Genomic DNA, 23495 nt, shown 5'->3' with positions numbered 1-23495 from the left:
GCCGATGGCCGACCCCCTCTCAGGGGGCCGGCCATCGGCGTATGACCTGTCGATCTGCGGGTGGTACGGAAGACGGCAGCCGTCACCGTCCGGTGGCGCCACCCCTGGCACGCCACCCGACGCCGCCCCGATGCGCAGGGGCATCGGGACGTCGGACACGTTCGGTGTCAGCGAGCCTTCTTGGTGGCCCGCTTGCGCGGCGGGGTCAGCAGATCCGCGATCGTCGCGATCGCGCTCGGCACCAGCCGGTAGTACGCCCATACCCCGCGCTTCTCCCGCTCCAGCAAGCCGGCCTCGGTGAGGATACGCAGGTGGTGGCTGACCGTCGGCTGCGAGAGGCCGAGCGGCGCGGTCAGGTCACACACGCACGCCTCGCCCTCGGGGGCCGACTGGATCAGGCTGAGCAGCCGCAGCCGGGCGGGATCCGCGAGGGCCTTCAGCACCCCCGCGAGCCGCTCGGCATCGGCACGTTCGATCGGCTCGCCGGCAAGCGGCGAGATCTGAGGCATGGTCATTTCAGCCAACGCAGTTCCCACGTATTCCATCCTTCCACCAGCAGCATCGATCCGCCTGCATATCAGCAGATCCGAATCGGCAAACTTTTACGCCACAAGGCCGAGGTCAGCCAACGTATAGGCCGCCCGATACGGCAGTCCGGCGGCTCGCACCGCGTCGCCGGCGCCTCGATCAACAATAACCGCCACACCCACCACCTCCGCCCCGGCCTCGCGCAGCGCCTCGACGGCGGTCAGCACGCTGCCGCCCGTGGTCGACGTGTCCTCGACCGCCAGCACCCGGCGCCCCGCGACGTCCGGCCCTTCGATGCGGCGCTGCAGGCCGTGCGCCTTGCCCGCCTTGCGGACCACGAAAGCGTCCAGCGGCCGATCGGCCGCGGAGGCCGCGTGCAGCATCGAGAGGGCGACCGGATCGGCGCCCAGGGTCAGGCCACCGACGGCGTCGTACTCCCAGTCGGCGGTGAGGTCGAGCAGCACCCGGCCGACCAAGGGCGCCGCCCGGTGATGGAGCGTGACGCGACGCAGATCGACGTACCAGTCCGCCTCGCGACCCGAGGAGAGCACCACCCGGCCATGGACCACCGCCAGGTCGGTAACGAATTTACGCAGGTCGTCGTGGGCCTCCATGGCGATAGAGGGTACTGCGCAAGTCTGGGAGCCGGATGCGGGGTCCACCCGGGTCAGCCCTGCGGGCGACCGACGGCTGGCGATATCCGACTACCCTTCGCAACCGTCCATCCGGATCGACCCCGTCATATCCCGCCGACGGGACAGCCGTCCGGTCCGCCGACGGTCAGCGGTCGTCCCGACCTACCCGGCCCCGGGTGTCCCGGGAGACCCCGCGCAGCAGCCGCCGCGGCGCGTGCCGCAGGCCCGCCACGGCCAGCTTGTACTTCCACGTCGGCACGCTGACCAGCTTGCCTTTTCCCAGGTCACGCAGTCCTTCGTCGACCACGTCGTCGGCCTTGAGCCACATCCACCGGGGCGTGGACGACATGTCGATGCCGGCCCGCTCGTGGTAGCCCGTGCGGGTGTAGCCGGGGCAGAGCGCCATCACCCGCACCCCGAGCGGGGCCACCGACTGACCGATCGATTCACTGAAATTCGTCACCCACGCCTTGCTGGCCGAGTACGTCGACCCGGGCATGACCACGCCGAAACCGGCCACCGAAGAGATATTTATCACTGTCCCGCTGCGTCGCGCGGTCATCGGGCCGAGGGCCGCGTGGGTCAGCCGCATCACCGCGAGCACGTTCAGCCGCAGCAGCCGGGCCTCGTCCTCGACCGCCGACCGCAGGAAGGGCGTGTTGAGGCTGATCCCCGCGTTGTTGACCAGCAGCTCGATCGGCGTGCCCGTGGTGAGCCGCCGTTCCACCGTCGCGCAGCCGTCGTCGGTGGACAGATCCGCCGAGATCGTCTCGACCTCGCGGCCGTACCGGCCGGTCAGCTCGGCGGCGGTGGCGTCGAGCCGGGCGAGGTCCCGGGCGACCAGGACGAGGTGCCATCCGTCGGCGGCGAGCCGGCTGGCGAAGGCGGCCCCGATCCCGGAGCTGGCGCCGGTGATCAGGGCCCGTCGTACGGAGGGATGCTGGTCGGACGTCACGGGCGGTCCTCAGGGGGCGGCGTCGGGCCGGGTGGCGCCGACGCGGGCGGAGGGGTGGGCGCCGTCCCCGGCGCGGGCGGGCCGGAGGGCGGCCCGTAGGTCGGCGGGGTCGGCGTGGGGCCGTAGGTCGGCGGAGCCGACGTGGGGCCGTAGGTCGGCGGAGCCGACGTGGGGCCGTAGGTCGGCGGAGCCGACGTGGGGCCGTAGGTCGGCGGAGCCGACGTGGGGCCGTAGGTCGGCGGAGCCGACGTGGGGCCGTAGCTCGGCGCGGTCGATGCCGGTCCGTAGCTCGGCAGGGTCGGGCCGGCCGGCGGCATCGGCGGTGCCGTCCGGCGGTGGAAGAAGGCCTTCGCCGCGGGCAGGGCGAGCAGCGCGGCGACCACCAGGTAGCCGAGGATCTGCGCCACCGACAGGACCGCGTTCAGCGGGATCCACCAGGTCGGGTACGCGTCGGCGAGCAGCGCGAGCAGGTCGGCGGTGACCGCCTCGTCGGCGCCCGGCCGCAGCGGTGTGGACCGCTGCCCGACCAGCACCGCCAGCCCACAGCAGCCGCAGAGCAGCCCCAGCCCGCAGACCACCCAGGTCGTCACCCGCGCCCCGGGGCGGCCCGCGAGCAGGCCCAGGGCGAGACCGACGAGCAGCAGCCCGACCAGCACGGTAACCACCGCCGACAGCACGGTGGAGGCGCGCAGCAGCGCCACCACCCCGTCGACCTCGCGGCCACCGGCTCCGGTCCCGCGGGCCACCGACCGGAAGCGGTCCACAGTGCCGCCCAGGGTGAGCAGGCCGGTGACGGCGTACGCCCCGGCACCGATCGCCATCAGCACCAGCACCGCCGCCGCCGAGACGACCGCCGCGGGACGACGTGCCGGCGCCTGATCGAGGTACGACACGACAGATCCCTCCGGTAGGCGTCGGCTTGCAACCTACTCGGAGGGACCGTTGGCGTCGCTCTTATCCGCCGGTCAACTTCCCGCCGGCGGATTGGGGTCGGGCCGGTCGGACGGCGGCTTCGCATCGCCGGGCCGGTCGGACGAGGCCGGCGGCTGACCGGGCGCTTCCGGAGCGGACGGCTGCTGCCACTGACCGGGCGCGGGCGGCTGGCCCGGCTGCTCCGGCGCCGGCGGGTAACCCGGAGTGGGCGGGTAACCCGGAGTGGGCGGGTAACCCGGAGTGGGCGGGTAACCCGGGGCCGGCGGGTAGCCGGGCTGCCCGGGAGCGGGCGGGTAGCCGGGGTAGCCCGGGTAGGCGGCGCCCGGCAGGGGCGGCTCCCAGGCCTGCTGCGGCTTGCGGAAGAACTCGTTCGCCGGCGGCAGCGCCAGCAGGATCATCGCGGCGAGCAGGGCCAGCAGGCCGATGACGCCGAGCAGCGTGGTGACCGGGCCGTACCAGGAGGGCAGAGCGGCGTCGAGCCGGCGCTGGATCTCCTCGGCGCTCGGCACGTCACCGGTGCTCGGGCCGCCGCCGGTCAGCCCGCCGGTCGCGTTGCTCACCAGGCTGCCGCCGGTGCAGCAGATCATGATGCCGCCGAGCACCCAGGTGGTGATCCGGGCGCCGTTCTTCCCGCGGTTGTTGAGCAGCGCCAGGACGACCAGACCGATCGAGATCAGCACCGTCAGGATGCTGCCGCCGATGGCGGCGGCGAAGGCGAAGTCGGCAATCCTCTCCATGCCGTTGGTCGAGGTGCCGCGGTACGCGTCCCGCAGCACGTCGCGGATGGTGCCGATGGTGGAGAGCGTCAGGATCAGGTTGAGCAGCTGAATGGCGGCGAAGAGGATCAGCAGGTAACTCGAAATCGTCACCACGCCCGGCCGCGTGCGGGCCGGTGTGCCGTGGGCATCGACCATGGTTCTCCCTCCCTAGATCACTCGCACACCGTATCGACATCGGGCCACCGGAGCACGGCACGCCGAGCGGGAGCCGCCGGGCCGCCGGACAGCCGTGGCGGCGACCAGCGCCGTCAGCCAACGGCGGGCGGCTCCTGCCGGCAGAGCCGTCGGTACTCGGCGGTCACCACCGCGAGCAGGAAGAGGTCCACGCCGAGCGCGAAGACCGCGCCGAACTGGTTGACGGTGAAGCTGAAGATCTGCCCGAACAGCAGGTCCACCAGGAGGGCGAGTTTGAACAGCCGGAAGGCCCGCACCCGGTCGCGAGGCAGCAGCAACGCCCCGCGGATGCTGAGCACCGCGGTGATCAGCGCGGAGACCGACACCCCGAGCACGGCACCCCATTCCCGCTGGTCGGGCAATTGGCCGGTGATCGCCTCCTGCACGACGCGGAGCACGACGACGAACGGCTCGCCGACCACATAGAGCACCACCAGCGACACCACCCACCGGTGGGTGGTCACCCAGACGGCCGCACGGCGGGCCCGGACCAGCCAGGGCTGCCAGAACCGGGGTGCGGGTGGCTCGCGTCGGGGCACCGCGTCGAGCAGCTTGGCCACTGCCTCCTCGACGTCCGGGCCGCAACCGCGGACCAGCCGCATCACCGCCGCCCGGCGCCGAGCGGTGAGGCCGGTGCCGAGCCCGCCGACCACCGTGTACAGCGCGTTCGCCGTCCGCTCGGGGCCGGAGAGGCGGGTCCGGCCGCGGATCGCCTGGGTGATCACGACCAGCAGGGCGAAGGCGCCGTAGATGATGCTGGCGGCCGGGGCGTAGAAGTAGTCGGTCCCGGCGGTGACGAACTTGCCCACCTCGTCGATGAAGAGCCCGAACCCCATCCCGCCCAGGATCGCGCCGAGGATTCGCGCCGCGCTGCCGAGGAAGACCAGGGCGGCACCCAGGCCGGCGGTCATCAGCAGCCCACCCCAGAGCACGTGCGCGATGTGCAGCCCACCGCCGCCGAGCCGGGGATAGCCGGCCGCCTGGAGGAACGCCCGGGTGACCAGCACCGTCACCACCCCGGACAGGACGAACGCCTGCAGGTACGACGGCGCCTCCAGTACCCGGGGCGGTATCGACCGGCGGGACGGACGGGCAGGCATGACCCCGACGCTAGTGCGGCGCCACTCCGCGCGGGCGTACTCCAGCACCCTGGGCTGCGACAACGTGGCGCAGTTCCAGCACCGGCGCGGCCGCCCCCGCTCAGTCCACGCTCTCCGTCCCCGACGTGGTCGCCCCGGCTGAGCCGCCCGGTCCGGTCGGGGCGGTCGTCTCCGGTTCGGTGTGCGGGTGGGCCAGGTGCAGTGCGGGATCGGGACAGATCATGTAGCCCGGTGGAACGACCGGGCCGTAACCCATCGGCGCGGGGTGTCCGAACGCCGGGGACGCTGGATGGCGGGGCTTGAAGTACCGGTTGGCCTGCGGCAGCGCGAGCAGCAGCACCACCGTCGCGGTGAGCGCCAGCACCGCCAGCACCGCAATCCCGCCGGCGGCGAAGACCACGTCCGGCGGGTCGCCCTGCGAGTAGAGGGTGTGGAGGAACTTCGACTCCTGCCAGTCGGCGCCGTCCGGCGGCACGTCACCGGACGGGTCGAAGCCCGGATCGGTGGCTCCGGCGGCCAGCGCGAGCGGGATGAGGAAGACCCCCGAGCAGCCCTGGGCGAGGCACAGCAGCAGTTGGGCACCGGCGGCCACGAAGACCAGGATCCGGCCGGTGTTGCTGCCTCGGCGTACGGGCAGGGCGGTGGCGGCGAGCCAACCGGCCAGGAGCAGAGCGGGGACGCCGATGGACGCCGCCATGAAGATGTTGCTCATCCGCTCGTCCGACACCTCCATCGGGTCGGCGTCGGGAACCAGGCGCAACGCCCGGTCGATCTGCCCGTCGTAGTGCACCGCCTCGGCCACCACCAGCCCGATCAGTCCGAGCAGGACGACGACGGCGGCGAGTTGCAACCAGAAGGCGACGGTGACCACGGTGGGCCGCGCGGGACGTGGCGGCTCGGCGTCGGGCAGGATCATGGCTGGCACGGTAGGGCGGGCGCGCCAGCCGCCGGGAGGACCGATCGGGCAGGGTCGATCGGCGAGTGGATCAATTGCCGGCGAGCCGTTCCGTGGCGTACTCACGCAGCGTGGCGCGGCCCATGATGCAGCCGCTGAACGTGGTGAACTGGCCCTCGTCGTCGTGCAGCCTCGTCCAGGCCGCCCGGCCGGCCTCCGCGTCGACCCGCTCCAGCAGCGTCGCCGCGTACGCCTTGCCGGCCGGCGAGCCGTGCTCGAGCAGCCAGTCGACCTTCTTCCGGGCCTCCTCCGGGTGCTCGTCGAGCGCCCGTTCCACGTGCCGGTACGCCTCGGTCGCCGGCAGCAGCGTGGCGGCGATGCCCACCCCGCCGAAGGCGAGCGTGTCGGCCTTCGCCAGCTCCTTGACGGCCGCGTCCAGCTCCCGGTCCCTGCTCTTCCCGATCCCCAACATGCCTCCCTATTGCCCCGCGCCCCGGGCCCTGACCCTGTTGATCAAGAAGTTTGCGTCCGCGGAACCGTCGCTCCGGGACGCAAACCTCTTGATCACGACGGGCGGGTCCCGCGGGAGCCGGGACCCGCCCGGGTGGGACGGGAATCAGGCGGCGGTGACCGTCAGGCCTTCCTTGCTGTCGGCCAGGTCGACCTTGACCGTGTCGCCGTCGCGGATCTGGCCGGCGAGCAGCGCCTTGGCGAGCTGGTCACCGATGGCGGACTGGACCAGGCGACGCAGCGGGCGGGCGCCGTAGATCGGGTCGTACCCGTGCTCGGCGAGCCAGGTCCGCGCCGCCTCGGTGATCTGCAGGCCGAGCCGGCGGTCCGCCAGCCGCTTGCGCATCCGCGCCAGCTGGATGTCCACGATGGCCCGCAGGTCGTGGCCCTCCAGGTCGGCGAAAACCACGATGTCATCCAGGCGGTTGAGGAACTCCGGCTTGAAGTGCGACCGGACCACCGCGAGGACGCCCTCCCGGCGCTCCTCCTCGGTCAGGGTCAGCTCGCTGATCACCGACGACCCCAGGTTGGAGGTGAGGATCAGGATCGCGTTGCGGAAGTCCACCGTGCGGCCCTGGCCGTCGGTGAGCCGGCCGTCGTCGAGCACCTGAAGCAGGATGTCGAAGACATCCGGGTGGGCCTTCTCCACCTCGTCCAGCAGCACCACCGAGTACGGGCGGCGGCGCACCGCCTCGGTCAGCTGACCGCCCTCCTCGTAGCCGACGTAGCCGGGCGGGGCACCGACCAGGCGGGCGACGGAGTGCTTCTCGCCGTACTCGCTCATGTCGATGCGGACCATGGCCCGCTCGTCGTCGAAGAGGAACTCGGCGAGCGCCTTGGCCAGCTCGGTCTTGCCGACACCGGTCGGGCCGAGGAAGAGGAAGCTGCCGGTCGGGCGGTCCGGGTCGGCGACGCCGGCCCGGGCACGGCGGACCGCGTCGGAGACCGCGGCTACGGCCTCGGACTGGCCGACCACGCGGGCCCGCAACGACTCCTCCATCCGGAGCAGCTTGGCGGTCTCGCCCTCCAGCAGCCGGCCGGCGGGGATGCCGGTCCAGGAGGCCACCACGGCGGCGATGTCGTCTGCGCCGACCTCCTCCTTGAGCATCGCGCCGTCGGCCTGGAGCCGGGCCAGCTCCTCCTCGGCCCGCTTCAGCTCGGCATTGAGGGCCGGGATCCGGCCGTAGCGCAGCTCGGCGGCGCGTTCCAGCTCGCCGTCGCGCTCGGCGCGCTCGGCCTCGCCGCTGAGTCGCTCCAGCTCCTCCTTGGCGGTGGAGAGCTTGGTGATGTGGCTCTTCTCCAGCTGCCAGCGCTCGGAGAGCGCGGTGAGCTGCTCGCGCTTGTCGGCCAGCTCCTTGCGCAGCCGCTCCAACCGCTCGGCGGAGGCGGCGTCCGGCTCCTTGGCCAGCGCCATCTCCTCGATCTCGAGCCGGCGCACCGCCCGCTCGATCTCGTCCACCTCGACGGGACGGGAGTCGATCTCCATCCGCAGCCGGGACGCGGACTCGTCGACCAGGTCAATCGCCTTGTCCGGCAGGAACCGGTCGGTGATGTAGCGGTCGGAGAGGCTGGCGGCGGCGACCAGCGCGGCGTCGGTGATCCGTACGCCGTGGTGCACCTCGTAGCGCTCCTTGAGGCCGCGCAGGATGCCGATGGTGTCCTCGATGGTCGGCTCGCCGACCAGCACCGGCTGGAAGCGGCGCTCCAGCGCCGGGTCCTTCTCGATGTGCTCGCGGTACTCGTCGAGGGTGGTCGCGCCGACCATCCGCAGCTCACCGCGGGCCAGCATCGGCTTGAGCATGTTGCCGGCGTCCATCGAGCCCTCGCCCTTGCCGGCGCCGACGACGGTGTGCAGCTCGTCGAGGAAGGTGATGACCTGGCCGTTGGAGTTCTTGATCTCCTCCAGCACGGACTTCAGCCGCTCCTCGAACTGGCCGCGGTACTGCGCGCCGGCCACCATCGCGCCGAGGTCGAGCGAGACGAGCTTCTTGTCCCGGAGCGACTCGGGCACATCGCCGGCCACGATCCGCTGGGCCAGGCCCTCGACGATCGCGGTCTTACCGACGCCGGGCTCACCGATCAGCACCGGGTTGTTCTTGGTACGCCGGGACAGCACCTGGATCACCCGGCGGATCTCCGAGTCCCGGCCGATGACCGGGTCGATCTTGCCCTCCCGGGCGCTGGCGGTCAGGTCGACGCCGTACTTCGCCAGGGCTTGGTAGGTCTGCTCCGGGTCGGCGGTGGTGACCCGCCGGTCCCCGCCGCGGACCGTCGGGAAGGCGGCGACCAGGTTCTCCTCGGTGGCCCCGGCGGCCTGGAGCGCGCTCGACACCGCGCCACCCACCTGGGCCAGGCCGGCCAGCAGGTGCTCGGTGGAGGTGTACTCGTCACCCAGCGGCCGGGCGATCTGCTCGGCGGCGCCGATAGCGTTGACGAACTCGCGAGCCAGGGTGGGCTCGGCGATGCTGGAGCCGCGCGCGGCGGGCAGCGCGTCGACCGCGCGCTGGGCGACCCGGCGCAGCTCGGCGGGATCGGCCCCGACAGCGCGCAGCAGGCCGGCCGCGGTCGAGCCCTCGGTGTCCAGCAGCGACAGCAGCAGGTGCCAGGGCTCCACGGTGGCGTGGCCACGCTGGTTCGCCAGCGCGACGGCACCGGTGATGGTCTCGCGGCTCTTGGTGGTGAGACGTTCCGTGTTCATGGGCTCCCCCGGATCGGCTTGTCCACTAGGACAGACACAACCAGAGTTGAGCGTATTCCGCTCAACTCCGGAGGTGTGACCTGGGTCACTCGGCACACAATCGCCCGCCTGGTCGGGCATGCCCAACACCCCAGCCCCACGTGTGATGCATCGCCTTTCGAGCTGCCTCGTTGGTGCTATCGCCGCTGGCAGCGCCGGGACCGGTCAGCGCGGCAGGCGCGCGGTGCAGGGGGTTTCGTGGTCCGCGCACAGGATGCAGCGTCGGGCGTTGTCGAGGCGGCGGTCGCAGAAGGCCCGGTGGCGTACCCCCTGGTTGTCCTCGGCGGAGACGGTGGTCTCGCCGGGGGTCGACGTGGGTGAGGAAGGCCAGCGAGCGGGCGGCGGTCCGAGCCAGGATCCTGGCCCGGGCGAGGTCGGCGGCGGTGATCGGCAGGTGAATGACGTACCGCTTGGTCACGGACGCCGGGCCAGGTCGGGCATGGTGGGGCTTGGCGGGACTGCCACTCGCGAAGGGCGTCCTTGATCCTGGCGGTTTCCGCCCGACCGCGAGCCACCTCGGCGTGGGCGCTCGCGAGGTCGCCGCCCGGCACCAAGCTGCCGAGTCGTTCGCAGCTGTGCAAGGAATACGGCGTGTCGGACACGGTCGTCGGCAAGGCCATGATGATCCTGCGCGCGACGGGCCTGACCGAGACCCTGGAAGGGGTCGGAGTGTTCGTCGCCGAGCCGAAGTAGCTTGTCGCGGCTCTGGCAGTCGCTTGATGACGTGAACCATTCAGCTCAATACGGGCCGAAGGTTCGGCCCGGGATGCGGTAGCACAAGCGGGGCAACTCCAGAGCGGGTCGCGAACTGGGCGACCACGTCCACGGCGACCTGACTGGTCGTACCCAGGCGGGACGGCGACCCGGACGCGGCATACCTCGACCGCCTCGGCCTCCTTCTACGGCGCTGGCGCCAGGACGGGGCTCGGTGACGGCTGCCGGGGGTCGACGATCGTGCAGGCCGCCAGGAACGGCAGCAGCACGATCAGCGGGCAGCGTCTTCGCGGGGTCATCCGGCCTCCGGCACAGGTAGCCTCGCCTGCGTGCGAGTACGTGTCGAACAGACTGCCCTACCGGGGATCGGCGTACGTCACGACCTGGTGACGGAATCCGGCCGCCGGATCGGCGTGGTCTCCCACCGCAACGGCCGCCGTGACCTCGTCCTGTACGACCCGGACGATCCGGACTCCTGCCAGGCCGACATCCCGCTGACCGATGACGAGGCGGAGGCGCTCGCCGACATCCTCGGCGCGTCGCTGATGCTCGGTCAGCTCGCCGGGCTGCGGGAGCAGGCCGCGGGGCTGCTCACCGAGCAGATCGCCATCCCGGCCGGTTCCAAGTACGTCAACCGGCCGCTGGGCGACACGCGAGCCCGCACCCGCACCGGCGCCTCCATCGTGGCGGTGCTGCGCGACGGCGAGGTCATCGTCTCGCCGGACCCCACCTTCCGCTTCGCGGTCGGTGACGTGGTGGTCGTGGTCGGCACCCGCCAGGGTCTCGACGGGGTGACCGCCATCCTCGCCGACAGCGACCCGGACGGCTGAGGCGGATGCACGGAACCACGACGCTGCTCGTCGAGGTCGGCGCGCTGCTGCTGCTGCTCGGTCTCCTGGGCCGGCTCAGCCGTCGGGTCGGCCTCTCCCCGATCCCCCTCTACCTGCTCGCCGGTCTCGCCTTCGGCCACGGCGGCCTGCTGCCGCTCAGCGCCAGCGAGGGGTTCTTCGCCGTCGGCGCGGAGATCGGCGTGATCCTGCTGCTGGTCATGCTCGGGTTGGAGTACAGCGCCAACGAGCTGGTCGGCAACCTCCGCTCGGCCGCACCGGCCGGCCTGATCGACGCGCTGCTCAACGCCCTGCCCGGCTTCGCCTTCGCGCTGCTGCTCGGCTGGGGCTGGGTGGCCGGCGTGGTGCTGGCCGGCGTCACCTGGGTCTCCTCGTCGGGGGTGATCGCCAAGGTCCTCGGCGACCTGGGCCGGGTCGGTAATCGGGAGACCCCCGTGATCCTCTCCGTCCTCGTGATCGAGGACCTGGCGATGGCGCTCTACCTGCCGCTGGTCACCGCGCTGCTGGCCGGCGTCGGTTTGGTCAAGGGCGGGATCTCCCTGGCAGGCGCCATTCTCACCGTCGTCGTGGTGCTGGCGGTCGCCATCCGGTACGGCAACGTCATCTCCTCGGCGCTCTCCGCCCGGGACCCGGAGGCGCTGCTGCTCGGGGTGCTCGGGCTGACCCTGCTGGTCGCCGGCATCGCGGCCAAGCTCCAGGTGTCCGCCGCAGTCGGCGCGTTCCTGGTCGGCATCGCGCTCTCCGGGCCGGTGGCGCACCACGCGACCGAACTGCTCTCCCCACTGCGGGACCTCTTCGCCGCGGTCTTCTTCGTGTTCTTCGGGCTGACCACCGACCCGATGGAGATGCCCCCGGTGCTGCTGCCCGCGCTGGCGCTGGCCCTGGTGACCATGGGAACCAAGCTGGCCACCGGCTATCTGGCCGCCCGGCGGGCCGGGATCGCCGAGCCGGGCCGCTGGCGGGCCGGGTTCGCGCTCACCCCGCGCGGCGAGTTCTCCATCGTCATCGCCGGGCTCGCGGTCGCCGCCGCTCAACCGGTCGAGCCCCGGCTGGCGGCGCTCGCCACCGCGTACGTGCTGATCACCGTGGTGACCGGGCCGATGCTGGCCCGGCTGCCGGACCTGCCCTGGTTCAAGCGCTGGCTGCGCCGGCGCGGCCCGGTGCGACGGCCGGCACCGGCGCCGGCACCGGACTGAGCCGCGGCGCTCCCAGGCCGGGTCGGCCGTACGGTGGACCCGGCCCGGCCAACGGTCGCCGAATTGCTCCCTGACAGGTCTTCCGCTGCTCCGCGAAACCGCGTTACCGTGTCGGCCCAGCAGCCAGGGGCCGCGGGTGGCTGGTGCCCCCGCCAGCGGAAGCGGAAGGTTGGCCGGTGAGCGTGCAGGAGTCGACGTTTCACGGCTTCGCCAACCCCGTCGATCCGTCGGCGGCGGAGCTGCGGGCGTGGGCGTACCAGCCGGACTCGGTGCCGCTGACCTCGATGCCCCCGGACTGGGACCTGCTGGTCGCCGGGGACCACCTGGTGACGACGCTCTTCGAGCTGGCAATGGACCAGGCCTGCCCGGCCCGGCGGTTCGCGCTGCACTGCCTCTACATCTACGCCGCCGACGGCATCCGGACGAATTTCCGGGCCCACCCGAAGCGCCGCTTCCGCAAACTGGTCGAGCAGGCCGAGCGGTCCGGTGACGAGCTGATGCGCAACTGGGCACACAACAGCCGGGTGCTGCTGGCCCGGCCGAACCTCTTCGTCTACCGGGACTGGTGCGAGGGTGGCCTGGTCCGGGAGAACCGCCGCATCGGCTGACATCTCAAAACGGCGAACGGGCCGGGACCCCCTGCCGGCGTCACTGCGTCCCGGCCCGCGTCTCAAACGCGAACGGGCCGGGACCCCCCGTGGGTCCCGGCCCGCACGTCGGCGCCACCGGTCGTCAGACCGATCCGCCCTGCTCCCTGCGCTTCACGTCCGCCCGTCCCCGGTCGATGCCCCGGTCCACCTGATCGGCGAACAGCCCGTCCTTGATCCGGTCCGCGAAGCGCCCCTTGAGGAGGTCCTCGAACTTCCCGCGGATGTTCTCGGCCACCTTCTCCAACTGGCCCTCCGCCTGCTGCCTCCCCTTCTTCGGCTGTTCCGCCATGGCTCCCCCTCGCCAGTCGGAAAGATCCGGTTTGAGCGGCTTGTTCACAGGCTAACTGAAGCGGCCCGGCCCGCGCCGGGGTTTCCGGCAACGCGGACCGGGCCGGTGTGGCTCGGGATCGGAGGTCAGCGGTCCGAGGTGCGGCGGGGCCGCCAGACCACCAGCGCGGTCGAGGTGCGGTTGGTGGGCACCAGGTCACGGCCCGGAAAGGAGGCCAGCGACTCCAGCTCGGCGATCCGCCGGTAGGCGGCGTCCAACTCCGCCTCCAGCCGGGCCACCCGCTGCTGCGCCTGCTCCAGCAGCCGCTCCAGGCCGATGATCCGCTTGACCCCGGCCAGGTTGATGCCATCGTCCTGGCTGAGCCGCTGCACCTCCCGGAGCAGGACCACGTCCCGCACGCTGTAGCGGCGGCCGCCACCGGCCGCCCGGCCCGCCTGCACCAGGCCCAACCGGTCGTACTGGCGCAGCGTCTGCGGGTGCATCCCCGCCATCCGCGCCGCGACCGAAATCATCAGCACCTTGGCCTCGTAGGCAGGGTCACCCGAGTCGACGAACCCCTGCGACATCCCCGCTCACCTCCGCAGCACTCCACCGCATCAACTGAACCGACGCACCCGCGCGTCGAGATGTTCCCTCGCGGCGGGCGGGGTCTGCTCCGCGAACGCCTCCAGCGCCGCCCGCGCCTCGTCCGACAGCTTCGCCGGCACCACTACGTCCAGGGTGACCAGCAGGTCGCCGACTCGCCCGTCCTTTCGCACCACGCCCTTGCCCCTGGCCCGCAGCACCCGACCGCTCGGAGTACCCGGTGGCACCCGCAGGGTCACCGTGCCGTCCAGGGTCGGCACCCGCAGATCGGTGCCGAGGACCGCCTCGGCGAAGGTGATCGGCACGGTCAGGGTCAGGTCGTCCCCGGTGCGCCCGAACAGGTCGTCCGGGCGGACCTTCACCTGGACGAAGAGATCACCGGCCGGACCGCCCCGCTCGCCGGGCTCGCCCCGGCCCGCGAGCCGGATCCGCTGGCCGTCGGCCACCCCGGCCGGAAAGCGGACGTTCAGGGTGCGGGTCTTGGTGACCCCGCCGGTGCCCTGGCACTCCGGGCACTTCTCCTCCACGACCGTACCGACGCCCTGGCAGTTGCGGCACGGCTCGGAGAAGCTGAACGACCCCTGGTTGCGGGTGGTCAGCCCGGCGCCGTGGCAGACCGGGCAGGCCACCGGCTGGGTGCCGGGCTTCGCCCCGCTGCCGTGACAGGTGTCGCAGACGCCGGGAGCGCGCAGGGTCAGCGGCAGGGTCACGCCACGTACCGCGTCCTCGAAGTCGAGGGCGACCTCGGCCTCCACGTCCCGGCCGCGGGCCGGACCGCGGGTGCGGGCCGGACCGCCGCCACCCGAGAAGATCGAGCTGAACAGGTCGGTGAAGCCGCCACCACCGAACCGGGTGTCGGCTCCGCCGGCCGCTCCGCCGAACAGGTCGGAGACGTCGAACGGCATCCCGCCGGGCTGCCCGCCCGCGCGGGCGTTGCGCCGAAACGCGCCCGAGCCGAAGAGCGAGCGCATCTCGTCGTACTCGCGGCGCTTCTTGTCGTCGCCGAGCACCGCGTACGCCTCGGAGACGGCCTTGAACCGCTCCTCGGCCTTCGGGTCACCGGGGTTGTGGTCCGGGTGCGATTCCCGGGCCAGCTTCCGGTACGACTTCTTGATCTCGTCCGAGGAGGCGGACTTCTCCACGCCCAGCACGGCGTAGTAGTCCTTCTCAAGCCAGTCCTTGGAACTCACCGGTCCACCCCCTTCCGAATGACCTGGTCTGTTCGTCCCGTCCGCCGGATGCCGGCGGACGGGACGAACAGGTGACGCTGTCGCACTATTCCGGGTCGGCCACCGCGACCAGTGCGGGCCGCAGCAGCCGCTCGCCGAGCTGGTAGCCCCGGCGCATCACCTGGACGCAGGTCGGCTCCTCGACGTCGGCCGAGGTCTGGTGCGCCACCGCCTCGTGCCGCGTCGGGTCGAACGGGTCACCCTGCTCGCCGAACGGGGTGAGCCCGAACTTGCCCAGCGCCGTGATGAGCTGCTCGGCCACCGTGCCGAACGGACCCACCAGGTCGCCGTGTTCCCGGGCCCGGTCCAGATCGTCGAGGATCGGCAGCAGCGCGGCCAGCACGGAGCCGGTCGCCTGCTCCTGGACCAGGCCGCGGTCCCGGTCCACCCGCTTGCGGTAGTTGGCGTACTCCGCCGACACCCGCTGCAGGTCGCGGGTCCGCTCCTCCAGCTGGGCGCGGAGCGCCTCCACTTCGGCCCCGAGCGCCTCCTGCTCGGCGCCGAGCGGCGCGGCTTCGCCCTCCGCCGGCTGGGCCGGGGCGTCCACCACGGGTGGGGCGCCGGGCGCCTCGCCCTCCTCCGCGGCCTCCTCGACCTCGATCTCGTCGACGACGACCTCGGCCTCCTCGACCAGCCCCTCGGCCGGCTTGTCGGCCGCCGCGTCGGCGGCGGCCGGCTCGCCGGTCTTGCCGATCTTGCGGTTGTTACGGATGACGACCCGCGGCTCGTCGCCGGCGGCCTGCCCGGCGGTCGCGGAGCCACCCGGCGCCGACCCGGTGGCGCCCGGGTCGGCGGCTCGTGGCTTCTCCGTCATGCGGCTACCTCATCCCTCTGCCGTGAGTACGTGTCCGGGGCGGAACGTCACTTCTTGTCCTCGTCCACGATCTCCGCGTCGACCACGTCCTCGCCGCCGCCGGCCTGAGCGCCACCGGCCTGAGCGCCGCCGGTCGCGCCGGCACCCGGCTGCCCGCCCTGCTCGGCCTGCTGCTGGGAGTAGAGCAGCGACCCGGCCTGCTGAGAGACCTGCGCCAGCCGCTCGTGGGCCGCCTTGATCTTCTCGATGTCCTGGCCGCCGAGCGCGCTGCGCAGCTCGCCGAGGGCCTCGTTGATCTGGTCGCGGTTCTCGCTGGGCAGCTTGTCACCGCTCTCGGCGAGGAACTTCTCGGTCTGCCACTGGAGCGCCTCGGCCAGGTTGCGGGTCTCCGCCTCCTCGCGCCGACGCTTGTCCTCCTCGGCGTGCTCCTCGGCGTCCCGGCGCATCCGCTCGATGTCGTCCTTCGGCAGCGAGGAGCCGCCGGTGATCGTCATCTTCTGCTCCTTGCCGGTGCCCAGGTCCTTGGCGTGCACGTTCACGATGCCGTTGGCGTCGATGTCGAAGGTGACCTCGATCTGCGGCACGCCACGCGGCGCCGGGGGGAGGCCGGTCAGCTCGAAGGTGCCGAGCTTCTTGTTGTAGGCCGCGATCTCCCGCTCGCCCTGGAACACCTGGATCAGCACCGACGGCTGGTTGTCGTCCGCCGTGGTGAAGACCTCGGAGCGCTTGGTCGGGATGGTGGTGTTGCGCTCGATCAGCTTGGTGAAGATGCCGCCCTTGGTCTCGATGCCCAGGCTCAGCGGGGTCACGTCGAGCAGCAGGACGTCCTTCACCTCGCCCTTGAGGACACCGGCCTGCAGGGCGGCGCCGACGGCGACGACCTCGTCCGGGTTGACGCCCTTGTTGGGCTCCTTGCCGGTGAGCTGCTTGACCAGCTCGGTCACGGCCGGCATCCGGGTCGAGCCGCCGACCAGGATCACGTGGTCGACGTCCGAAACCTTGATCCCGGCGTCCTTGACGGCCTGCTCGAACGGGCCCTTGCAGCGGTCCAGCAGGTCCTGCGTCATCCGCTGGAACTCGGCGCGGGTCAGCGTCACGTCCAGGTGCAGCGGGCCGGCGGACCCGGCTGTGATGTACGGCAGGTTGATGTTGGTGGTGGTGGCGGCCGAGAGCTCGATCTTGGCCTTCTCGGCGGCCTCCTTGAGCCGCTGCATCGCCATCTTGTCCTGAGACAGGTCGATGCCGTGCTCGCCACGGAAGGTCTTCACCAGGTGGTCGATGATCCGCTGGTCCCAGTCGTCACCACCGAGGTGGTTGTCACCGCTGGTCGACTTGACCTCGATGACGCCCTCGGCGAGCTCCAGCAGGGAGACGTCGAAGGTGCCACCACCCAGGTCGAAGACCAGGACGGTCTGCTCCTTGGAACCCTTGTCCAGCCCGTACGCCAGGGCGGCCGCGGTCGGCTCGTTCACGATCCGCAGCACGTTGAAGCCGGCGATCTCACCGGCCTCCTTGGTGGCCTGGCGCTGGCCGTCGTTGAAGTAGGCGGGGACGGTGATCACCGCGTCGGTGATCTGCTCGCCCAGGTAAGCCTCGGCGTCCCGCTTGAGCTTCATCAGCGTGCGGGCCGAGATCTCCTGCGGGGTGTACTTCTTGCCATCGATGTCGACGGTCCAGTTGGTGCCGATCTCCCGCTTGACCGACCGGATGGTCCGGTCCGGGTTGGTCACCGCCTGGCGCTTGGCGACCTCACCGACGAGCACCTCGCCGTTGCGGGCGAACGCGACGATCGAGGGGGTCGTCCGCGAGCCCTCAGCGTTGGCGATGACGGTGGGCTCACCGCCCTCAAGAACGCTGACGCAGGAGTTCGTCGTGCCGAGGTCGATGCCGACCGCACGTGCCATGTTCGCTTCCTCGCTTCGTAACGGTGAGCAGGTCAGCGGCAGTGCCCACTGAGCTGCCCGGCGGGTCGCCCGCAGCGACCGCACCACAAGTTGAGTGAACCGGACTCAATACTGCCACGCCGGCCGGAAACCGCAAGTCGAGGTTGAGTCGACCCGACGCAACCCGACCGTTATTACCGTCCGGTTGTCTTCCCTTGCGTCGGTCGGGCACGCTTTAGCAGTGACGACGCATGGCGATCCCGCCACCCATTCCGGCGCGCCCGCCGTCGCAGCCCGCACCGGATCGCCGGATGCCGGGGAGGACCCCCCGCCCGCCACCAACGCGGAGGGTCTGCCGGCCGCGCTCGCCGGCCTGCGTGCCGCGATGGGGTCGGCCCGCTTTCCGCTGACCCTGCCCTCGGCCGAGCCGGCCCGACACGTCGCCGCCCGCCTCACCGACCAGTTCGACGACTACCTGCTGCCCCGGCTGGCCCGGCTCGACGCGCCGCTGTTGGTGGTCGTCGGCGGCTCCACCGGCGCCGGCAAGTCGACCCTGGTCAACAGCCTGGTCCAGGCGCGGGTCAGCGCCGCCGGCGTGCTCCGCCCGACCACCCGCTCCCCGGTGCTGGTCTGCAACCCGGCCGACGCCGCCTGGTTCCGCCAGGGCGAACTGCTCCCCGGCCTGACCCGGACCAACCAACCCAGCGAGAACCCGGGCACCCTGCACCTGGTCACCGCACCGGCGCTCCCGGCGGGGCTGGCCTTCCTCGACGCGCCCGACATCGACTCGGTGGTCGACGCCAACCGGGCGCTCGCCGGGCAGCTCCTGGCCGCCGCCGACCTCTGGCTCTTCGTCACCACCGCCGCCCGGTACGCCGACGCGGTCCCCTGGGAGCTGCTGCGCAGCGCCCGGGCCCGGGGCGCGGTGATCGCCCTGGTCCTCGACCGGGTGCCGCCGGAGGCGGCCGACGAGATCTCCGCCCACCTGTCGGAGATGCTCGAAGCCCAGGACCTGGGGGCGGCGCCGCTCTTCGTGCTGCCCGAGACCTGGGTCGACGGGCAGGGGCTGCTCCCCGAGAAGGTCACCGCCCCGCTGAGCGCCTGGTTCTCCCGGCTCGCCGCGGACGCCGACGCCCGGGCCGCCGTGGTCCGGCAGACCCTGTACGGCGCGCTCGCCGCCCTGCACCCAGCAGTGGAGGGGCTGGCCGACGCCGCGGACGAGCAGGTGGCTGCCGCCGACGCGCTCGACGAGCGGGTCCGGGCGGCGTACCGGGGGGCGCAGCGCACCGTCGAGCAGGGGTTGAAGGACGGCCGGCTGCTCCGCGGCGAGGTGCTGGCCCGGTGGCAGGAGTTCGTCGGCACCGGCGAGCTCTTCCGGACCCTGGAGGCGCGGATCGGTCGACTGCGGGACCGGGTGGTCGCCGCGGTGACCGGGCGCCCGGCGCCCGCCGCCGAGCTGCGCAGCGCCATCGAGTCGCAGTTGGTCACCCTGCTGCGGGGGGTGGCCGCCGAGGCGGCGGAGAACGCGTACACCGGATGGAAGGCGCACCCGGCCGGGGCCGCGTTGCTCGAACCCGCGCTCGCCCACTCCTCCGACGACCTGGCCGCGCGCGCCGAGCGGCTGGTCCGGGACTGGCAGCGCGGGGTGCTGGAGCTGGTCCGGGCCGAGGGCGGCGACCGCCGCTTCGTCGCGCGGACGGCCGCGTACGCGGTGAACGCGACCGGCCTGACCGTGATGATCGCGGTCTTCGCCTCCACCGCCTTCATCCCCACCGGCCTTGAGGTGGCCACCGGGGCCGGCACCACGGTCGCCGCGCAGGCGGTCCTCCAGGCGATCTTCGGCGACCAGGCGGTGCGCAACCTGGCCAACAAGGCCCGGGGGGACCTGCTCGACCGGGTCGGCGCGCTGCTCGACGAGGAGGCGGCCCGCTTTCTCGTCCGGACGGCCGAGGCCCGCCCGGCGGTGGACACCGGCGCCACGCTGCGGGAGGCCGCGAGTCGGGTGGAGCTCGCCCGGCACCGCAGCGGGCTTTCCCGCGCCGACGGACCGGCGCTGCCCGCCGCCACCGACGACGGCGGTCGCCGGTGAGCAACATCGTCGGTCGGATGCGCGAGGCGTTCCGGGGTGACCAGCGGGTCGACCCGGACGGCCTGATCGCCCGCCTTGAGGCGCTCCGACAGTTCCTCGGCGCGGTGGACGGCCAGGTACCCGATGCCCAGCTGGTCGCCGCGCACACGGTGGTCGAGCGCGCCGGCACCCGGCTCGCCCTCTCCCGGGACCACACCGTGGTCGCCCTGGCCGGTGCCACCGGCAGCGGAAAGTCCAGCCTGTTCAACGCGCTGGCCCGGCTGGACCTCTCTCCGGTCGGGGTGTGCCGGCCCACGACGGGCGTGGCGCACGCCTGCGTCTGGGGCCCGCTCGGCGGCGCGAGCCGGCTGCTCGACTGGATCGGGGTGCTCCCCCGGCACCGGTTCGTCCGGGAGAGCCCCCTGGACGGCGACGACGAGTCCGGCCTGCACGGCCTGGTCCTGCTGGACCTGCCGGACTTCGACTCGGTGCAGCGGACCCACCGGCTGGAGGTGGACCGGCTGCTCGGCCTGGTCGACCTGGTGGTCTGGGTGGTCGACCCGCAGAAGTACGCCGACCGGGTGATCCACACCAGCTACCTGCGCGAGTTCCACCGGCACCGGGACGTCACCGTGGTCGTGCTCAACCAGGCCGACCGACTGCCCCCGGCCGAGCTGCCCCGGGTCCTGGACGACCTGCGCCGGCTGCTCGACGCCGACGGGCTGGCCGGGGTCCCGCTGCTGCCCACCGTCGCGGTCGACCCGGACAGCCTGGACGGGCTGCGCGCCGCGCTGGAGCGTACGGTCGCCGAACGGCAGGCGGCCCTGCGCCGGCAGGCCGGCGACGTGGACGCCGTGGTGGCCGAGCTGGCACCTCTGGTCGCCGCCGAGCCCCCGCGCACCGGGCCGGACGACGCGTCGGCGCGGGAGCTGACCCGGGCGCTGGCCGGGGCGGCCGGGGTGCACGCCGTGGCGGACGCGGTCGAGTCCGCGTACCGGCACCGGGCGGGCGGGACGACCGGCTGGCCGCTGGTGCGGGGCTGGCGCAGACTGCGACCGGATCCGCTGCGCCGGCTGCACCTGCCGGGCTCGGGCGCGGATGCCGACGAGCCGGCGGAGAGCCTGGTCGCCGCGACGTCCGTACCCGATCCGACCGCCGCCCAGCGCTCGGCGCTCGGGCTGGCGATCCGCGCGGTGGCCGACGGTTCCGGCGCCGGCCTGCCGGCGCCCTGGCCGACCGCGGTGACCGCCGCGGCCCGGTCCCGGCTCGGCGACCTGCCGGACGCGCTGGACCGCGCGGTGGCCGGCACCGACCTGGGGATGGACCGGCGACCGGCCTGGTGGCGGGTCGTCGGCGGTCTCCAGTGGCTGGTCACCCTCGCCGCGGTGGCCGGGCTGGGCTGGCTCGCGCTCGGCTACGGCCTGCGCGCGCTCGGCCTGCCGGCGCTTGAGTATCCGAGGGTCGGCGAGGCCCCGCTGCCGACCGTGCTGCTGCTCGGCGGCCTGCTCGCCGGGCTGCTGGTGGCGGCGTTGACCAGGCCGGTCATCCGATGGGCGGCGCGGCGCGCCCGCCACCGGGCGGAGAAGCGACTCATGGTCTCCGTCCGGAACGTCGGCGAGGAGTACGTGCTGGTCCCGGTGCGGGCGGTGCTGAGCCGATACGGCCGGGCGCGCGAGGCGCTGCAGGACGCCGCTCGCCGCTGACCCCCGCCGCACCCGGCGATCGGGAGACGCGCCGAGCGGGCTCGAAGCGCTCGCCGTGTCCAGGTCGGCCCAGCGGCGTAGGGTCGGGGCATGGCCACGCCACAGACCCCCTACGAGGCGGTGCTGCACGCCGCCCGCGACGTGACGAGGCTCGACTGCGCGCTCGACGCGGAGATCCTCGGGGCTGCCCTGCTGGGCAGCGTCTACGCCGTCGCGGAGACCGACCGGGACACCGCCGTCCGGGAGTTCGTGACCGGCTTCCTCGCCGCCACCTCCCGCCGCCGCAGCGCCGCTGCGACCACCATCCGCGCCGTCTTCGCCGCACTGGTTCCGGACGCCCAGGGCGTCGGCCGGGTTCGCCCCGGCGCGCAGGCCCCGGCCTGGTCCGGCCAGCTCGGCCGGGTCCATCTCACCGGCACCTGGGCCTACGGCGACGTGTACGGCGACCAGACCTCCTACCTGGCCACCTTCGCCTACGACGAGGCCGAGGGCGGCCCGGAGCACGCGATGGTGGCCCTGGTCGACCACAACATCGGCATCACCAAGGACGTCTTCGTCGGCGGCCCCGCCGGGCGGATTCTGGACCAGGTGCGGGAAATGTGCACCGCCGACGACCTGACCTGGTTCCGCACCGAGGACCCGGCCCGGATGCACGGCGAGGTGACCCGCCACCTGGCCGTCACCGACGACCTGGGCGAGCTGCCGGCCGGGGGCTCGTTGGCCACCGACCGGGCCCTGGTCGGCGCCCGGCTGGCCATGCTGCCCACCGCCCCGGCGGAGACGACCGGGGTCGGGGCCGGCGAGCCGCTGACCGGCGATGAGCGGACCCGGCTGATCCGGGGCTTCCTCGGCTCGCCGGAGGCGGCCCGGTTCGACCTGGACACCGTCGACGATCCGGGGCTGGCCTCGCTGCACTTCTGCCTGGGCCTGCTGCTCGACCACGCGGAGAGCTTCCCGGACGCCGATCCGATGCGGTGGAGCCCGACCGTGGCCGAGCTGTTCCTGCTCGACTGGGTGCACCGGCGGGCCGTGCTGGACATGGACGACGCCGCCATGCTGCCCCGGGTTCTCCGCGGCTGGGCGGCGTACGCGGCCCGGCAGCGGGGGCTGCCGGAGGCGGCGGCCCGGCGGACCGACGAGGTGATCGAGGCGATGGTCCCCGAGTTCGCCCGGCTCTACAGCACGGGCGAGCGGCGCAGCCCCGCGACGGCGGCGGTCGCCCAGCTGATGGCCGACGGCGTCGACCCGGACGACCCGGCCGCCCTGGACGCCTGGATCGAGGCCAACCGCCACCGCCTCACCGACGACAACGCCTGACCCTCGCCGCTCGACGAGGGCTAGTCGGCCTGGGGGCGACGCCGATGAGGCGCCGGCCGTAGCTCGACGCCAGGCGGTCGATCTCCACGCCGGCGCTCAGCCCAGCGCGGCGTAGACCACCCCGACCACCAGCCGGATGAGGCTGTCGTCGCCGAGCCCTACGGGGGACCAGCCGGCCGCCGACGCCGGGGCCGTGCCGGCACCACGGCCTTCCGTCCCCGGCACCGGGCGCTGCGGCGACGGGCTGGGCAGCACGAACGGCGACGTCGGGATCGGGCCGAGGATCGGCGCGGGCGACGCGGGAGGGCGCTGCAGCAGCCTGCCCGCAGCCGGCGTGGGCGAGGGGTGGGGCACCGGTACGACGGGTGGGCGGCTCGGCCCCGGCGACCGGTCCGGTCCCGGCGACTCCGACCAGGAGGGCATCGGCGAGGGGCGCGGCGAGGGGGTCGGTGACGCGGCGACCCGGGTCGGCCCAGGGCTGGACGCGGGCGCCGAGGCGGCCGGTTGCGGCCGTCGCGCCGAGCCGGGATCGGACGGGCCCGGCGGGATCCGGGCGGCCGGGAGCAGCGGCGGCGGGGTGCCGGCGACGGTCGGTCGGATGGTGAAGGTCCGGGACGGGCTCACCCCCGGCTGGCCGGTCGCGGGGATCACCACCGGACCGACCGAGGGCGTCGGGATGAACGGCGTGCTGTTGTCCGGCAGCGCGGTGCTGCCGATCGTGGCCGACCCGGCGCTGATCGCGGCGAGGATCGGCATCGACGCGGTGCCGGCGAGCAGCGCCACGGTGAAGAGGTAGCCCCGGCTCGGGCCGCCGGGGCCGTGGGCGCGGTGCGCACCGACGAGCCGCCGGTAGCCGCCGGGGACGGTGCGGGAACGGCCGAGGAGCGGAGCACCGGGACCTTCGACTGGCTCGGACACCGGCGGACTCCTCGTCATCGACGCGGGCAGGGACG

General features: G+C 73.1%; 22 protein-coding genes and 1 pseudogene. 7 read left to right on the top strand and 16 right to left on the bottom strand.

Translation table 11 applies throughout. The annotated features are described in order from the left end of the window. Positions 1-167 precede the first annotated feature (167 nt). The 10 genes and pseudogenes from GA0070624_RS05125 to GA0070624_RS05080 all read right to left on the bottom strand — a co-directional run bounded on the left by GA0070624_RS05125 (position 168) and on the right by GA0070624_RS05080 (position 9664). Positions 168-545, bottom strand: coding sequence for an ArsR/SmtB family transcription factor (locus GA0070624_RS05125; RefSeq protein ID WP_007454255.1), 378 nt, complete (start codon positions 543-545; stop codon positions 168-170). A 57-nt stretch (positions 546-602) separates the two neighbouring features. Then, a complete protein-coding gene (gene pyrE, locus GA0070624_RS05120) occupies positions 603-1142 on the bottom strand; it encodes an orotate phosphoribosyltransferase (RefSeq protein WP_091337087.1) in 540 nt (179 codons plus the stop codon). Between the two features lie 166 nt (positions 1143-1308). After that, complete coding sequence (locus GA0070624_RS05115) at positions 1309-2118, bottom strand: SDR family NAD(P)-dependent oxidoreductase (RefSeq protein WP_091337085.1); 810 nt, start codon at positions 2116-2118, stop codon at positions 1309-1311. Further along, positions 2115-3011 carry a hypothetical protein gene (locus GA0070624_RS36745; RefSeq protein WP_425413491.1) on the bottom strand — a complete coding sequence of 299 codons (897 nt, stop codon included), beginning with the start codon at positions 3009-3011 and terminating at the stop codon, positions 2115-2117. The genes GA0070624_RS05115 and GA0070624_RS36745 overlap by 4 nt, the downstream gene beginning before the upstream one ends. A 72-nt stretch (positions 3012-3083) precedes the next feature. Beyond that, positions 3084-3965: a hypothetical protein gene (locus GA0070624_RS05105; RefSeq protein WP_091337083.1), complete on the bottom strand. Its 882-nt coding sequence runs from the start codon at positions 3963-3965 to the stop codon at positions 3084-3086. 113 nt (positions 3966-4078) lie between these two features. Beyond that, positions 4079-5104 carry a hypothetical protein gene (locus GA0070624_RS05100; RefSeq protein WP_425413490.1) on the bottom strand — a complete coding sequence of 342 codons (1026 nt, stop codon included), beginning with the start codon at positions 5102-5104 and terminating at the stop codon, positions 4079-4081. A 100-nt stretch (positions 5105-5204) separates the two neighbouring features. Next, positions 5205-6020 (bottom strand): hypothetical protein, encoded by an 816-nt coding sequence (locus GA0070624_RS05095; protein ID WP_091337081.1) that lies wholly within the window; start codon positions 6018-6020, stop codon positions 5205-5207. Between the two features lie 70 nt (positions 6021-6090). Then, a complete protein-coding gene (locus GA0070624_RS05090; RefSeq protein ID WP_245718666.1) occupies positions 6091-6471 on the bottom strand; it encodes a hypothetical protein in 381 nt (126 codons plus the stop codon). A gap of 144 nt (positions 6472-6615) precedes the next feature. Then, a complete protein-coding gene (gene clpB / locus GA0070624_RS05085; protein ID WP_091337079.1) occupies positions 6616-9207 on the bottom strand; it encodes an ATP-dependent chaperone ClpB in 2592 nt (863 codons plus the stop codon). A 204-nt stretch (positions 9208-9411) separates the two neighbouring features. After that, a pseudogene (locus GA0070624_RS05080) lies at positions 9412-9664 on the bottom strand (hypothetical protein). 65 nt (positions 9665-9729) lie between these two features. On the opposite strand from GA0070624_RS05080, the gene GA0070624_RS05070 reads away from it, so the two are divergent. The 4 genes from GA0070624_RS05070 to GA0070624_RS05055 all read left to right on the top strand — a co-directional run bounded on the left by GA0070624_RS05070 (position 9730) and on the right by GA0070624_RS05055 (position 12612). Next, complete coding sequence (locus tag GA0070624_RS05070) at positions 9730-9939, top strand: GntR family transcriptional regulator (protein ID WP_425413537.1); 210 nt, start codon at positions 9730-9732, stop codon at positions 9937-9939. Positions 9940-10289: 350 nt separating this feature from the next. Continuing rightward, complete coding sequence (locus GA0070624_RS05065) at positions 10290-10790, top strand: cation:proton antiporter regulatory subunit (RefSeq protein WP_091337077.1); 501 nt, start codon at positions 10290-10292, stop codon at positions 10788-10790. Between the two features lie 5 nt (positions 10791-10795). Beyond that, positions 10796-12004: a cation:proton antiporter gene (locus GA0070624_RS05060; RefSeq protein ID WP_091337075.1), complete on the top strand. Its 1209-nt coding sequence runs from the start codon at positions 10796-10798 to the stop codon at positions 12002-12004. A 176-nt stretch (positions 12005-12180) separates the two neighbouring features. Next, the gene (locus GA0070624_RS05055; protein ID WP_091337073.1) at positions 12181-12612 is read left to right on the top strand and encodes a hypothetical protein; all 432 of its coding nucleotides are present in this window, start codon (positions 12181-12183) and stop codon (positions 12610-12612) included. 124 nt (positions 12613-12736) lie between these two features. Here the strand turns inward: GA0070624_RS05055 and GA0070624_RS05050 are convergent, their stop codons facing one another. The 5 genes from GA0070624_RS05050 to dnaK form a co-directional block, all read right to left on the bottom strand. Further along, entirely contained in the window at positions 12737-12943 is a 207-nt protein-coding gene (locus tag GA0070624_RS05050) for a hypothetical protein (RefSeq protein ID WP_091337071.1), read from the bottom strand. Positions 12944-13068: 125 nt separating this feature from the next. Continuing rightward, positions 13069-13509, bottom strand: coding sequence for a heat shock protein transcriptional repressor HspR (locus tag GA0070624_RS05045; RefSeq protein WP_091337069.1), 441 nt, complete (start codon positions 13507-13509; stop codon positions 13069-13071). 30 nt (positions 13510-13539) lie between these two features. Then, positions 13540-14718, bottom strand: a complete 1179-nt coding sequence (dnaJ, locus tag GA0070624_RS05040) for a molecular chaperone DnaJ (RefSeq protein WP_091337068.1) — start codon at positions 14716-14718, stop codon at positions 13540-13542. Positions 14719-14803: 85 nt separating this feature from the next. Beyond that, positions 14804-15571, bottom strand: a complete 768-nt coding sequence (grpE, locus tag GA0070624_RS05035) for a nucleotide exchange factor GrpE (protein WP_091337066.1) — start codon at positions 15569-15571, stop codon at positions 14804-14806. Between the two features lie 47 nt (positions 15572-15618). Next, the gene (dnaK, locus tag GA0070624_RS05030; protein ID WP_091337064.1) at positions 15619-17475 is read right to left on the bottom strand and encodes a molecular chaperone DnaK; all 1857 of its coding nucleotides are present in this window, start codon (positions 17473-17475) and stop codon (positions 15619-15621) included. 220 nt (positions 17476-17695) lie between these two features. On the opposite strand from dnaK, the gene GA0070624_RS05025 reads away from it, so the two are divergent. The 3 genes from GA0070624_RS05025 (at position 17696) to GA0070624_RS05015 (ending at position 22542) form a co-directional block, all read left to right on the top strand. Then, positions 17696-19543, top strand: a complete 1848-nt coding sequence (locus GA0070624_RS05025) for a GTPase domain-containing protein (protein WP_091337062.1) — start codon at positions 17696-17698, stop codon at positions 19541-19543. 17 nt (positions 19544-19560) lie between these two features. Beyond that, positions 19561-21225, top strand: a complete 1665-nt coding sequence (locus GA0070624_RS05020; RefSeq protein WP_091348190.1) for a GTPase — start codon at positions 19561-19563, stop codon at positions 21223-21225. A gap of 90 nt (positions 21226-21315) precedes the next feature. After that, positions 21316-22542, top strand: a complete 1227-nt coding sequence (locus GA0070624_RS05015) for a hypothetical protein (protein ID WP_091337060.1) — start codon at positions 21316-21318, stop codon at positions 22540-22542. A 96-nt stretch (positions 22543-22638) separates the two neighbouring features. On the opposite strand, the gene GA0070624_RS33760 is transcribed toward GA0070624_RS05015, so the two are convergent. After that, on the bottom strand, positions 22639-23460 hold the full coding sequence (locus GA0070624_RS33760; protein WP_141714933.1) for a hypothetical protein: 822 nt from the start codon (positions 23458-23460) through the stop codon (positions 22639-22641). Positions 23461-23495 lie beyond the last annotated feature (35 nt).

The organism is Micromonospora rhizosphaerae (genome assembly GCF_900091465.1).
Classification (GTDB): domain Bacteria; phylum Actinomycetota; class Actinomycetes; order Mycobacteriales; family Micromonosporaceae; genus Micromonospora; species Micromonospora rhizosphaerae.
This window is presented reverse-complemented; position numbering and strand designations above follow the sequence as displayed.